This is a genomic window from Candidatus Njordibacter sp. Uisw_058 (assembly GCF_047730065.1).
Classification (GTDB): Bacteria; Pseudomonadota; Gammaproteobacteria; order Pseudomonadales; family Balneatricaceae; genus Njordibacter.
The window spans coordinates 319308-332938 of sequence record NZ_CP159829.1 but is presented as its reverse complement, the minus strand read 5'-3'; the positions used below and the strand labels follow the sequence as shown (position 1 = coordinate 332938).

Below are 13631 nucleotides of genomic sequence, written 5' to 3'. Positions count from 1 at the left end.
TGGCGATGCTAGCAGGCTTAATACAAGTCGAGAATTATAGCGTAAATACCTAATTTAGTGAATTTCAGAGCAAGCTAAAGGTCAGTTTATGGTTGATACAAAAATAGTCAAAACAAAATGACTAAAATAGACTCAATAACCACAACAAATTCCAACTTACATACCGGGGTCATAATAGTCATCGAATTCATCAAGAATTCTGATTGAGTGACTTTGACTCTATTGAATAAACTTTACCTTTTCACAATTTTTTGCAGCCAAACTAACAAATCTTGAATAACCTGCTGCTTATTCAACTCATTAAGCATCTCATGTCGACCATTCGGATATAAGCAGCAGTCGACCTGTTTAGAGCCCGCCCGTTGTAGGGCTTTTTGCAAAGCAATCACTCCTCTACCTTGTTTTCCAACAGGGTCTTTATCACCTGAAAAAAGGTATATAGGTAAATTATTATTAATTTGAGACATAGACTCTGGCTCAGATAATTCAGCCAGACCGAGCAGAAAGTCATACCAAAACTGATTACTAATACCATGACCCGCTAGGGGGTCTGCGATGTAAGCATCCACTGCTGCTGAGTCTGAACTGATCCAATCTTTCGGTGTGCGAAGGGGCTTAAAGTTGTTATTAAAACTGCCAAAAGATAACTGGTCTAATAGCCAGCTTTGATCAAATGGACCTCGATGCCACCTTTCAAATGAGGCGATTACAGAGCCTATTCTAAATAACCAAGGTGGACTATAGTTAGACCCTGAAAGCACTAAACCCTGCAGTTGATTAGCTAATTTTTTGGCATATCTTTGGGCCACTCTAGTGGCCAAAAAAGACCCCATGCTGTGTCCTAAGATGGTTAACGGTTGGTTCCATTGCTGTTGCAAATGAGTAATGATCTCTGCCTGATCCACCACCACTTTATTCCAACCATTTTGGTTGGCTAGGTGGCCTAAGGTATTAGCAGCCTTGCCAGTAAGCCCATGGCCTCGGTGATCGCCAGCACTGACATTGAAACCCTCACTATTGAGGACTTTAGCTAAACCATCATAACGCCCCCCATGCTCACTCATGCCATGCATAATATGCACCCAGCCTATGGCATTTTTAGTGGGCCACAGGTGCACATGCAGCGTGACCCCATCCTCCAAGGAATCAAGTTGTATGATGTGACATTTGGTGTTTGACATGTAAGAAACCTAATAACGAATTAATCATAATCCCCCATTAGAAAGCATGTCTCACTGAGGTGCAAATAAGCGTTCATTAGCTCACATTAAAGTTAAACGTAAATAATTCGCGACTCCAGCAACCTGCACGGGTGAGTTCGAGGGCTAAGAGCTCATCTCCATAGCCTAGTTGAGCCAACACCTGAGCGTCTAACTCATCCGTAAAGGAAATTTTCGTTGTCGCTAATCGTTGCTTAAAGTCGTCACTTTTAAAGGTAAACTGCTGAGCCTCTTGGTCGTAACAACAGGCGAGGTGTATACACGGCCGCAAAACTTGGAGCTCATCTTCTTGGGCGGCACCACATACAGGGCAACATAATCCTGCCACCGATGCAGCTTGGTAAACTGAGGCCCAGGATACGCGGCGTGTTATTAGAGCATTGGATAAGTTCACAAGGCTGGCTTCCATGAATTAATTTTGATTATGTGGCTATAATACAAGCCTTTAACGGCTTGCTGGGTGAATCTTTTGACCTGAACATGAATCAAAATAATACAGCCTACTGAATTGCACGAAAAGCATTGTGGCGTCATAATAACGCTGGTTTTAAAGATTAATGGAATAATTAAGGAAAAGTGAAGATGAAAAAATTAGGTCAAGCGGCAACAGTAGTTGCCATGGCAGTTTTGTTATCTATACCTGTCACAAGTATGGCAGCAGGCAGTCAAGCCGCTGCTGGTGTGACTAAAAACAGTGGAAACGTCTACGTCAATAGTACCCTTTATCCTCTCAGTGGATCAAAAGCGAAAATTAGCGTAGACGTCGCTATAAGTGAAAAATTAGCCTTTATGCTGAGTTCCAGCAGTGCCTCGCCCAGCAGCGCTGACAACTCTATTAGTTTCATGGACCTTGGCGTGCGTTATCGGTTGGGGGAAAATACATCCACCTATTTTAGTGGCAACAGAGTAAAAGCAGGGACTAATAGCGAAACTTTAATGATGCTGGGTGCAATGCACCACATCAGTGTAGGCGAGTCCTCAAGCTTGGCACTCAAACTAGGCACTAGCACCTCTAATCTATTTGATGATTTAGAAACTGGATTTGATTTAAATATAGGCTTCATGGATGCTTTGATACTAAACATTGGCTATACATCTAAGGTGACTACGTTGGCTAAAACTAGCACTAAGGCGACATCCTCTAGCTTTAACGTAAGCATTGGCTCGAAATTTTAAGGGCCTCCTTACAATAACCTACAGTAAAGATTGATTAAAGAATCCAACCACCCGACGCTTAAATTCGTCTGGTTTCTTTGTAACAAAATCAACATGCCCAAGAGCTTCGTCAAACCAAAGCTCTTTATCCCCGCAAGCGGCATCGTAAAGCCACTGGCCACTTTCTACTGATACCACTGTGTCCTGCCCACCTTGCATAATAAATAATGGGGTATTACAAAGTTTAGCTGCTGCCTTAGTTGCATTGATCTGTTTTATATCTATTCCAGTTATAATTTCTGCCCAAAGTGCAATTATTGGGGCAAAAGGGAAAGCTGGCAGCCCCGTGTAGTATTCCACTGAAACGTTAATTGTGTCTTGCAACGAAGAAAATGAACTCTCAGCAACAACGGCTGCAATATCCTGATTAAGCGCGGCATATTCAATTGCTATAGATCCTCCCATTGATTCACCAAATATTCCCACTTTACCTTTTCCAACAGACTGTGCTTCTATTAAATAGTTATACCAAGTATCAAGATCTTCCACCTCTCTTACACCCATTGTGAGTTCATCACCATCATTTAAATCATGGGCTCTAATACCTGTCAGCAAGATTCCATAACCCGAATCCTGTAATATTTTAGCTTCTTCAAACATATAACTCCGATTGGTTTTAAATCCATGTTGCAACATTACATATGCGCCGTTACTGCCAGCTGAAAAATAGCCATGAAGCTTTTGTCCATCTGGATTCCTCACTACAACTTCTTGAACCTGAAGATCAAAATCCTTCAGTTGGTGTTTTACAGGAGCACGATTTTCTATAGGATTATGCACTAGATCATCTGCTTGTTGATAAGTCACTAACAAAATCCCCCCCATAACAACTAAAAAGATAACCAATAAAATCCAAATAATTAAACGCTTCATATGCACTCCTGACAACATTCTGAATAACAAAAACAACTTTTTAAATGATCATTCACCATACCAATAGACTGCATGTAGGCATACATAATAATTGGACCAACAAACTTAAACCCACGTTGCTTTAAGTCTTTGGAAATCTTTGCTGAAGTTTCTGTTTGGGTCGGGACGTCAGTCTCTTTTTCAAACTGGTTGACCAGAGTCACTCCGCCAACAAAGTTCCAAATGTAGGAATCAAAACTACCAAATTCCTGTTGCACAGTAACAAACTTTGAGGCGTTATTGACCACACTTTGAACCTTTAATCTGTTGCGTATAATGCCTGTATCTTGAAGAGCACTCGCCACATCAATTTCTGTAAACGCGGCTAACTTAGCAACATCATAATGGCAGAAGACACGTTTATAATGATGCCTACGCTTAAGGATAGTGAGCCAAGACAATCCAGCTTGAGCACCTTCTAATACTAACTGTTCAAATAGCTGCGTGTCATCATGCACCACTCGACCCCATTCTTGGTCATGATAAGCTAAATACTGATCATCTTTTGCTGGCCATCCGCAACGTTTTTTCTGAAGGTCTTGCATGTATATTCCATAATTTGGGCTTAATTTTTGGGCGCCCAATTGGTGTGGCTTTGAATTGAATATTAAGTAAAACCCCTTTTGATGTGGTTGTATTATATTCACTTCTTATTTAAATATGAAACCACTCTAGCGAAACATCTGAGCCACCTACTTAAACAACTCAACCATTACTTTTTTGACGGCTAGCTTGGCCTCCAAATAACCCTTATTTGTGCTATAGTCATTACCCATTTTTATCCAACAATTTAACACATGATCCAATATCTGAGTGTAATTGTTAACACCCATCCGGCGCCCAGACTATGAGTAACAGACGCTTTACCTCCCATAACCATCCTAATGCTAGCTTAGTAAAGCGCTTGCTGGCGATGATGTATGATAGTTTGCTAGTCATCGCTGTCTGGATGACGATAAGCTATGTATTCCTTTTCTTTAATAATGGAGAAGCCGTCACTGGTCCAATCTATGAGAGCACTGTGTTTCTTGTTACTTTCTTGTTTTTTGCTTTATTTTGGACCCAATCTGGGCAGACGCTCGGTATGATCGCTTGGCGCTTGAGGGTAGAATCAGATCAAGGCCAGCCCCTGAGTGCTAAACAAGCGCTATTACGTTTTATGGCTGCTATATTTTCCGCCGCTGCTCTTGGCATGGGCTATTGGTGGATCATGTTCGATAACAACAAATTAAGCTGGCACGATCACTGGTCTAACAGCCGCATCGTTCAACTGCCTAAAAACGAAGTTTAGCCAGCTTTACGAAGCAACCATAAGCCGCTAATAAAACACACTAAAATAGGTGACAAGTAGGCGAGCAAGGGAGTAAACCCAAAAACACTGCTGGCTGGCCCTAAAACGGCTTGAGCGTAGTTAAACGCCAAACCAACCAATACGCCCACCAACACTCTTTGACCTAGGGTCACGGTTCGAGTAGAGCCAAAGACGAAGGAAATAGCCACAAAAACTAAGGATAAAGTACCCAAAGGTTGCAAGGCTTTTTTCCAATAAGCTAATTCATAAGGTGCTGCTTCTAACCCACTGTGATCTAAATATTGGCTGTATTGGACTAAATCAGCAATTGCTAGGTGCTGTGGGTCCATGCTCAAAATGGACAGCAGGTGAGGTTTTAAAGAGACTGACCAAGGTGCAGTAGACTGACCTTTTTGAAGTACATTCTGTCCTTCAACAGATACTTCTTGTAAGTCATGTAAAGTCCACTGCTGATTAGCGAATATACCTTTTTCTGCAACCACAGTTTGTTGCCAATTATGATTTTTGAAACGGTGCTTTGCAACACCTTGCAAGACCCCATCAGAGCGCACAGATTGAACGAAAATATAATCATTATTTTCTCGCAACCAAAACCCTTTGGTTGAGGCCACACCTTTGTACTGTGATTGCTCAATTTCAGCCATTCTCTGACTGACTGGGGCCACCAGTTCACCCAATAAAGCCGCTGCCACAATAAACATAGACACTGCTTTAGTCACAGACCAAACAATACGCCAAACAGAAATACCAGAAGCTCGCATTACCGTAAGTTCGCTGTTGTTAGCTAATGCTCCTAGCCCAACCAAACACCCCACTAACACCGTTAGTGGCATGAATTCATAAATCCTTCGGGGCACAGTTAATATCATATACGTTAATACTTGCTTAAAGCTGGCGCCATTGTCTAATGCATCTAGTTCATTGCCCAAGGCAGTCATGAGATCTAAGCCAAGAATAACTAGCAGAACGATGGCTACAGAGGCCCAGATGTGGCGGGCAATATGCAGATCAAGCAGGCGCATTAATATTACCTCTCCTAGACCATTGCCTAAACCAATGTGGTCCAAATAATAAAATTAAACCCAATAAAAGAAAAAAGCCATGCAGTAGCCATATTTTTAGGTCTGCATTAGCGATTTCTTTAGTCATTTCATCACGCAGACTAGTTAATACAGATAGATAAATTAAATACAGCAGAATGCCAGGCAGCAGTCTCACAAAACGTCCTTTGCGAGGATTAACTTGGCCTAATGCGATGGCGATAAAGCTCACGATAATAGTCATCAAAGGTAAGGAAATACGCCAGTAAAGCTGAGCCCTGTGATCGGCGTTATCTGAACCAATAAGCATCAGCGTAGGCAAGGTAAATCCTCGGGTGATGTTAATTTCTAGTTCTTCGTTATACAAACGCACAGCCAGTTCTTCAAACTGGGTAACGGTATAGTCTAACTGTCCTGGTTCACCATCTGTTCTTGAGCCTTGCTTGAGTAATAAGTAACGCTCTTGATAGGTTTCATCAAATATTTGTCGAGCTGAAGTGGCCTTGATTAACGCAGGTGATGCCGTTGCTGTAGGACGATTAAAAACAAAGACGTTGAGGAGTTGCTGACGGTCATCACTTATAGTTTCAGCATAAATAACTTGTCGCTCGATATTACCCTGAAAACGACCTGCCACAATGCTGTCAAACTCAGTGGTATGAGATTGTTGATAGAGAATTTCTTCCACGTTACGAGAAGTCTCTGGTGCTAGCCAAAGGCTCAAAGTGGCAACCAGCACAGCCAATATGGATAACGGTACAAGTACCATTTGCACGAGTTGCCGCTGGCTCACACCGTTGGCAAACATCACTGTCAATTCGTTGTCAACACTCAACTTACCCAGGGTCAGTAGCACCCCTAAAAAGCCACCTAAGGGCAATAATGTACTTAAGTATGCAGGCAACAAGTTAACGATAATAATTAATACCGCTTGAGCATCGAGTTCGCCAGTCACAGCTTTACTGAGATAATAAGCAAAGCGGCTGCTGGATATAATAAGCAGCAACACCATGCTCACAGCCAACGCACTGATTAGCACTTCTTTGTTGATATAACGGGTAATTAAGGACAAATGACTGGCTTCTTCACAGAGTAATAGCTACCTAAGGCTAACGATGGGCATAAGTGTATCAGATTTTTTGCAAAACAAAGATTTAAGCCACATTATCCCCAAACTTCCCTAGAGACATCAATCGTTTTGGCGTAAAATTTTACCATGCCTTGAGTTATACGAAGGCCCTCACTTGTTAATTTGTCTTGGAGACACCATGAATTTTTCTTTACAACAGAATGCGACTGAACTTAGTGCCGGGTCCAGTGTGATTTTACCCTTAGCCAAGGCAGCAGAAGGTCATGATGATCTAATAACCCCTTGCCTTAAGGCCGCTGACGAATTACTCAACGGTGCCATCACCCATGCTATTGCCAGCGGCGACTTATCTGGTAAATTTAAAAGTAGTCAATTGTTCCTTAACGCTGGCTCAGGTCCAGACCGTATTTTAGTCATCGGTACTGGTGTTGCCGATCAACTCACTGGGCGCAAGTACCATCAATTAGTTCAATCTGCATGGTCACAAATTAGCTCGAACCCTGGTCCTTCTGTGCTCAACCAATTGACCACAATACAAACAAAAAACCTAGACCTAAATAGTAAGGTCCGCCTCACAGTAGAGGCCATAGTGCAAGCGTGTTATCGGTTTGATCAGTTTAAAACAACACCTAAAGACGTCCCACCCAGTACTGATATGATCTTGTTAGCTGACACAAGTTCTCAAGTTCAACTAGATCAATCAGTAGCCACTGCTCAGGCAATGGATCTATGTCGTGATTTGGGCAATCTTCCTGGTAATATCTGTACTCCAAGTTATTTAGCTGAGCAGGGCCACAAGTTGGCTGCTGGCTCTGATAAAGTCACAACTCAAGTACTCGAAGAGGCAGAAATGGAAACCCTAGGGATGCATTCTCTTCTCTCCGTCGGTAGGGGCAGTGCTGAACCCTCTAAACTTATCGTCATCAATTACCAAGGTGGCGAAAAAGGGGCCCAACCCCATGTGCTAGTAGGTAAAGGAATTACCTTTGATTCAGGCGGTATTAGCATTAAGCCAGGTGCTGCAATGGACGAAATGAAGTACGACATGTGTGGCGCCGCTAGCGTTATGGGAACCATGCAGGCGGTCATTAAAATGGATTTAAAAGTCAACCTAGTCGTTATTGTAGCTAGTGCCGAAAACATGCCTTCTAGTACAGCCTCTAAACCTGGAGATATTTTTACAACGATGTCAGGCAAAACTGTCGAGGTACTTAATACTGATGCTGAAGGTCGCCTCGTGTTGTGTGACGCATTAACTTATGCTGAGCGTTTTAAACCTAAAACTGTAGTCGATGTTGCGACGCTTACAGGAGCTTGTATTATTGCTCTTGGCCACCACACCAGCGCTGTACTGAGTAATGATGACGCATTTGCTACAAGTCTAATGAGTGCTGGTAAGCAAGCCTTTGATCATGCATGGCAGTTGCCTATGGGTGAAGAATATCAGGCACAACTAGACAGCAACTTTGCTGATTTAGGTAATATTGGTGGCCGTGCTGCAGGCACTATTACAGCAGCATGTTTCTTGTCTCGTTTTGCTGAAAGCTTTACTTGGGCTCATTTAGACATTGCTGGCACAGCCTGGACCTCAGGAGCCAAAAAAGGCTCTACTGGACGCTGTGTACCGCTGTTGGTGCAGCACATAGTCAATCAGGCATAAAAGCAGTGCGAGCAGATTTCTATCAGCTTAACTCTGCTGATCCGGCCAGCCGTTACCCTGTGTTGTGTCGCTTATTAGAGAAAGCTGAAGCTGCTAGTCAAGCAGTGTACATCCTCTGTCAGGATGAAGCGGAAGTGGCGCACCTCGACCAGTACCTTTGGGCCTTTAAACCTGATGCTTTTATTGCCCACGCTTGTGCCGACCAAAGGATTGATAGCTCTATCATACTGGGCCACCCTGACTCTGTTGTGGTGCCCAAACACAAGGATATCTGTATCAATTTGTGCTCAGACCTTGCACCCAAAGAGTATGAGCGAATTATTGAACTGGTGACACAGGAGCACACAATGCTCATAACCACCCGTGAGCATTTTCGCACTTACCAAAAATCTGGCAGGACCATGCAATACCACAAGCTTTAAGACTGTCTGAGCCAATCATTAAGACCGTCGTCTACTTTTCTTGACGACAAAAAAAACGCCGCTGTGAGCGGCGTTTTATTAATGTTATTTTCTTAACTAATTAAGAAGGAACAACATTGTTGGCGCAAGGGCCTTTTTGGCCTTGGCCAACTTCGAATTCTACGGCTTGACCGTCGTTCAAAGTGGCGTAACCGCCGCCATTGCGGATTTCAGAGTGATGTACGAATAAATCTTTTCCGCCATCTTCTGGAGTGATGAAACCGAAACCTTTATCGGCGTTAAACCACTTCACTGTACCTTTGCTCATATTCTTACTCTTTGCTACTAAATTAAATTTACAAACCATCTTTGACTGTGCTTCTTACAAACAAGTTTTGCTTGTTAGTCAACTCAGGGATCGTCTGTGACTCCACACATAACGGTCAAGCTAGTGCGATGCTTAGTCTAGCACCGCCCAAAGAGAAAAGTCAATTAATACCCCTAGAGTCGAATTAATAACAGACTGGGTTCCCTCAAATAACCAATATATGCGTCCATTGCGCCTAGATCGCTTCAATTTTGGCGACTTGCTGCTGCAACTTACTGGCCGCAGTTTCAGCATCTCTTAATTTATCACGCTCTTTGTCAATGACTTGAGCAGGTGCTTTGCTCACAAATTTTTCATTACTAAGTTTACCACCAAGGCGTTTAATCTCTCCTTGCAGTCTGCCAAGTTCTTTATTTAAACGTCCCAACTCTGCATCTTTAACAATCAATCCAGCCATCGGCACCAATACTTCTAATCCACCGACGAGTGAAGTCGCACTCAATGGGGCTTCGTCAGCTTCTTCTAGCCAAGTAATAGATTCTAACTTGGCTAACTTGATAAGAAACTGACTGTTGGTATTAAGGCGCTGCCTGTCTGCAGTGTCTCCTTGCTTTAACAGCACGGGAATCGGTTTGCCGGGGGCAATATTCATTTCACCGCGAATATTCCTCACTCCATCAATTACCCCACGTACCCAGTTTAAGTCAACTTCAGCCGTTTCATCAATCAAACCTGCATCGACAACCGGATAAGTTTGCAGCATAATACTAGTCCCCTCTTTGCCTGCAAGGCCCTTGAGTTTTTGCCAAATTTCTTCAGTAATATAGGGCATCAACGGGTGCGCCAAACGCAATACCGTTTCTAGTACCCCAACTAAAGTGTGGCGAGTACCACGCAACTGAGCCTCTGTTGCATTATCATCCCACAAAACAGGCTTAGATAACTCCAAATACCAATCGCAATATTCGCTCCAAATAAAATGATATAGGGCTTCAGCAGCATGGTCGAAGCGGTATACCCCCATAGACTCAGTCACTTTTTGTTCGGCCTTTTGCAGGCGTGAGCGAATCCAACGATCGGCTAAACTTAATTCAACTTCACCACCCGTTTGGCCACAATCTTCAGCTTCACAATTCATCAGCACATAGTTAGTGGCATTCCAGATCTTATTACAGAAATTACGGTTACCTTCAATACGGCCCAGATCAAGCTTAATGTCTCTTCCGGTGGATGCTAATGAACACAGGGTAAAGCGCAGGGCATCAGTACCGTATGAGGCAATACCATCGGGGAAATGCTTTAAGGTTTGTTTTTCAATCTTTTTAGCCAACTGTGGCTGCATCATATTGCCTGTGCGCTTTTCCAACAACGCATCAAGCTTAATACCATCAATTAAATCTAGCGGATCGATTACATTGCCTTTAGATTTAGACATTTTTTCGCCGTCTTGGTCTCTCACTAAACCATGTACATAGACTGTTTTAAAGGGTACTTGTGCTTCGCCAGTTTCGTCTTTGGTTAAGTGCATGGTCATCATGATCATGCGCGCTACCCAAAAGAAAATAATATCAAACCCAGTGACCAATACATCCGTTGGGTGATACTTCGCCAGAGCTTCTGTAGAGTTGGGCCATCCAAGAGTTCCAAAAGTCCATAATCCTGAGGAGAACCAAGTGTCCAGAACGTCTTCATCTTGTTTAAGATTGATGTCACCTAATTTGTGTTTCAGGCGCACCTCGGCTTCACTGCGACCCACATAAAAGGCACCATCATCGTCGTACCATGCAGGGATCCTATGCCCCCACCAAAGCTGGCGTGAGATGCACCAATCCTGAATATCTCGCATCCAAGAAAAATAAGTGTTTTCCCATTGTTTAGGCACAAATTCGATACGGCCATTTTCTACTGCTTCGATGGCAGGTTTTGCCAGTGGCTTAGTACTCACAAACCATTGATCGGTCAGCAAAGGTTCAATGATCAGCCCAGATCGGTCACCACGGGGCACTTTCAGCCCATGATCTTCAATTTCTTCAAGCAAACCTGCTGCAGTAAGATCAGTCACAATTTGCTCACGTGCCACAAATCGATCTAAGCCACGATAAGCAGCAGGAATACTTTCTTCATGCTCTGCAACCACCGTACCTGAGGTGGTGTAGACCTCAGGTACTTGGACTATGGCGGCATCGTGATCGAATACGTTAATCATGCCTAGATCATGGCGCTGGCCCATAGTGTAATCATTAAAATCATGTGCTGGGGTGATTTTGACACACCCCGTGCCAAACTCCTGATCTACATAATCATCCGCGATAATAGGAATCAAACGACCCACCAAGGGCAACTCTATAAACTGGCCAATAAGATGCTTATATCGCTCATCTTTAGGATGGACTGCAACCGCAGCATCACCCAGCATAGTTTCTGGCCGAGTAGTCGCGACCACTAAAAAGTTTTTACCATCGTCAGTGGTGGCACCACCCGCTAGTGGGTAACGCAAATGCCACAGATAACCTTTTTCATCTATAGATTCCACCTCTAAGTCTGAAATGGCAGTGTGTAGTTTGGGATCCCAGTTAACCAACCGCTTACCCCGATAAATTAAACCATCATCATACAAACGTACAAAAGCTTCTTGCACCGCAGTGTAAAAGCCATCATCCATGGTAAAGCGTTCTCGACTCCAGTCTACACTGGCACCCATTCGTCTCAGTTGTTGGGTGATAGTGCCCCCAGACTCAGCTTTCCATTCCCACACTTTTTCAAGAAACTTATCCCGGCCTAAATCATGCCGTGTTTTGCCTTCTTCAACCTGAATTTTTCGCTCCACCAACATTTGCGTAGCAATACCTGCATGATCAGTACCCACTTGCCATAAGGTGTCATGACCTTGCATACGTTTGAATCGTGTTAAGGCATCCATAATGGTGTCTTGAAAAGCGTGCCCCATATGCAAGCTACCCGTCACATTGGGTGGCGGAATAACAATGCTGTAGGGGGTGCCTTCACCCGAGGGGGCAAAGTAATTATTGTCTTCCCATTGTTGGTACCATTGTTGCTCGATGGCACTGGGGTTATATGTCTTTTCCATAATGCTAGGCAGGTGCTCTGAAATAAGGGTTATGTAGCAGGGCTAATCTGTCTTCAAAGGGCCTAGAAATAACCCCTTTAAAAAACAAAGGTCATAAAAACTAGTGGTTGCAACCTGGACCATGAATATGGCCATTAGCCAATTCATCTTCAGAAGCTGTTCGCACATCTATAATTTCCACATCAAAATTGAGTATTTCACCCGCTAAATCGTGATTACCATCAACGCTCACCATGTCGCCTTCAATCGCAGTGATAGTAACGACCTGCTGTTGCCCTGAATCACCTTCGGCATGGAATTGCATACCCACTTCTAAGGTATCAATACCAGCAAACATTTGGCGATCCACTTGCTGAACCATCTCTTCCATATACTCACCGTAACCAAGGTGGGGCGGCACTTCAACCTGTAATTTATCACCTGACTGTTTACCTACGAGTGCTTCTTCAAGGCCTTGCACAATATTATTTGCACCATGTAAGTAGGGTAAAGGTTCGCCTTCGCGTGAGGTATCAACTAACTCACCAGCCCCGTTGGTCAGGGTATAATGGAAGCTAACTACGCTATTTTCGGCAATTTTCATTCGTGACTCCAAAGCGCCCTCAATACTTTGATTAGGGCTAATAAAATTAAACTTTACTCGCGCTCATGGGCGACCTGCTATAATACCGCAAAATTTACACCTAGGCCCGTATTTCTATGCATTTTACCATTCACAATACCCCAGGTGTTATTCATACTGTGAGGCTGCTTTCTTGGTTAATATTAAAGCTTAATGGCTGGAAGGTCATTAACGTGGCGCCCACACATGGAAGTTACCTCATTATCGCAGCACCACACACGTCTAACTGGGACTTTCCCCTAGGCATTGCCATGGCATTTCATATGCGCTTGGAAGTGTATTTTATTGGTAAGCACACACTATTTAAAGGCCCTGCTGGCCCAATCATGCGCTGGTTAGGGGGTATTCCGCTGAATCGGGAAGCGAGTAAAAATTTTGTAGACACATCAATTGAGGTTTACGCTAATAACGAAAATTTGATTTTGGCCATCGCGCCTGAAGGTACCCGTGATAGAGTCGCACGCTGGAAGACGGGGTTTTATCACATGGCTAAGGGCGCGGGCGTACCCTTAGCACTGGCTTACTTTGATTACGCAACGCGCACTGGCGGCATTGGTAAAGTTCTTAAACCGAGCGAAAATATGGCTGCTGACATGCAGGTTATCGCCGATTTCTATCGCCCCATGGTAGGGAAAAATCCAAGCAACTATAACTCAGACATTGAACTCGGCTAACTATAAATAATCCCTCCCTCACAGATGAAACGAAGTTTGGACTTTATCACTAAGTTTGTATATTTAGAT

14 protein-coding genes are annotated in these 13631 nt (G+C 43.5%); 5 read left to right on the top strand and 9 right to left on the bottom strand.

Annotated features, from left to right (window positions below):
- Positions 1-233 precede the first annotated feature (233 nt).
- Together ABXT59_RS01620 and ABXT59_RS01615 are read right to left on the bottom strand one after the other, a co-directional pair.
- Positions 234-1181 (bottom strand): alpha/beta fold hydrolase, encoded by a 948-nt coding sequence (locus tag ABXT59_RS01620; RefSeq protein ID WP_443637259.1) that lies wholly within the window; start codon positions 1179-1181, stop codon positions 234-236.
- 76 nt (positions 1182-1257) lie between these two features.
- Complete coding sequence (locus ABXT59_RS01615) at positions 1258-1614, bottom strand: hypothetical protein (RefSeq protein WP_443637258.1); 357 nt, start codon at positions 1612-1614, stop codon at positions 1258-1260.
- A gap of 188 nt (positions 1615-1802) precedes the next feature.
- Here ABXT59_RS01615 and ABXT59_RS01610 point away from each other — a divergent pair, with 188 nt between their 5' ends.
- Positions 1803-2396: a hypothetical protein gene (locus ABXT59_RS01610; protein WP_443637256.1), complete on the top strand. Its 594-nt coding sequence runs from the start codon at positions 1803-1805 to the stop codon at positions 2394-2396.
- 18 nt (positions 2397-2414) lie between these two features.
- Here the strand turns inward: ABXT59_RS01610 and ABXT59_RS01605 are convergent, their stop codons facing one another.
- Both ABXT59_RS01605 and ABXT59_RS01600 read right to left on the bottom strand, forming a co-directional pair.
- Positions 2415-3308, bottom strand: a complete 894-nt coding sequence (locus tag ABXT59_RS01605; RefSeq protein WP_443637255.1) for an alpha/beta hydrolase — start codon at positions 3306-3308, stop codon at positions 2415-2417.
- Positions 3305-3892 carry a DNA-3-methyladenine glycosylase I gene (locus ABXT59_RS01600; RefSeq protein ID WP_443637254.1) on the bottom strand — a complete coding sequence of 196 codons (588 nt, stop codon included), beginning with the start codon at positions 3890-3892 and terminating at the stop codon, positions 3305-3307. Before ABXT59_RS01600 ends, ABXT59_RS01605 begins: the two co-directional genes overlap by 4 nt.
- Before the next feature lie 302 nt (positions 3893-4194).
- Here ABXT59_RS01600 and ABXT59_RS01595 point away from each other — a divergent pair, with 302 nt between their 5' ends.
- Positions 4195-4638 carry an RDD family protein gene (locus ABXT59_RS01595; RefSeq protein WP_443637252.1) on the top strand — a complete coding sequence of 148 codons (444 nt, stop codon included), beginning with the start codon at positions 4195-4197 and terminating at the stop codon, positions 4636-4638.
- On the opposite strand, the gene lptG is transcribed toward ABXT59_RS01595, so the two are convergent.
- Both lptG and lptF read right to left on the bottom strand, forming a co-directional pair.
- The gene (gene lptG, locus ABXT59_RS01590; protein WP_443637251.1) at positions 4635-5681 is read right to left on the bottom strand and encodes an LPS export ABC transporter permease LptG; all 1047 of its coding nucleotides are present in this window, start codon (positions 5679-5681) and stop codon (positions 4635-4637) included. The genes ABXT59_RS01595 and lptG overlap by 4 nt on opposite strands.
- Positions 5668-6771 (bottom strand): LPS export ABC transporter permease LptF, encoded by a 1104-nt coding sequence (gene lptF / locus ABXT59_RS01585; protein WP_443637250.1) that lies wholly within the window; start codon positions 6769-6771, stop codon positions 5668-5670. Before lptF ends, lptG begins: the two co-directional genes overlap by 14 nt.
- Before the next feature lie 196 nt (positions 6772-6967).
- Here lptF and ABXT59_RS01580 point away from each other — a divergent pair, with 196 nt between their 5' ends.
- Both ABXT59_RS01580 and ABXT59_RS01575 read left to right on the top strand, forming a co-directional pair.
- Positions 6968-8449: a leucyl aminopeptidase gene (locus tag ABXT59_RS01580; RefSeq protein ID WP_443637248.1), complete on the top strand. Its 1482-nt coding sequence runs from the start codon at positions 6968-6970 to the stop codon at positions 8447-8449.
- Positions 8450-8454: 5 nt separating this feature from the next.
- On the top strand, positions 8455-8871 hold the full coding sequence (locus ABXT59_RS01575; protein ID WP_443637246.1) for a DNA polymerase III subunit chi: 417 nt from the start codon (positions 8455-8457) through the stop codon (positions 8869-8871).
- Positions 8872-8971: 100 nt separating this feature from the next.
- On the opposite strand, the gene ABXT59_RS01570 is transcribed toward ABXT59_RS01575, so the two are convergent.
- From ABXT59_RS01570 to ABXT59_RS01560, 3 genes are all read right to left on the bottom strand, one after another.
- Positions 8972-9178 carry a cold-shock protein gene (locus ABXT59_RS01570; RefSeq protein ID WP_046484454.1) on the bottom strand — a complete coding sequence of 69 codons (207 nt, stop codon included), beginning with the start codon at positions 9176-9178 and terminating at the stop codon, positions 8972-8974.
- 235 nt (positions 9179-9413) lie between these two features.
- Positions 9414-12266, bottom strand: coding sequence for a valine--tRNA ligase (locus tag ABXT59_RS01565; protein WP_443637245.1), 2853 nt, complete (start codon positions 12264-12266; stop codon positions 9414-9416).
- 100 nt (positions 12267-12366) lie between these two features.
- Positions 12367-12849, bottom strand: coding sequence for an FKBP-type peptidyl-prolyl cis-trans isomerase (locus ABXT59_RS01560; protein ID WP_443637244.1), 483 nt, complete (start codon positions 12847-12849; stop codon positions 12367-12369).
- Positions 12850-12965: 116 nt separating this feature from the next.
- Here ABXT59_RS01560 and ABXT59_RS01555 point away from each other — a divergent pair, with 116 nt between their 5' ends.
- Positions 12966-13562, top strand: coding sequence for a lysophospholipid acyltransferase family protein (locus ABXT59_RS01555; RefSeq protein ID WP_443637243.1), 597 nt, complete (start codon positions 12966-12968; stop codon positions 13560-13562).
- Positions 13563-13631: the final 69 nt, after the last annotated feature.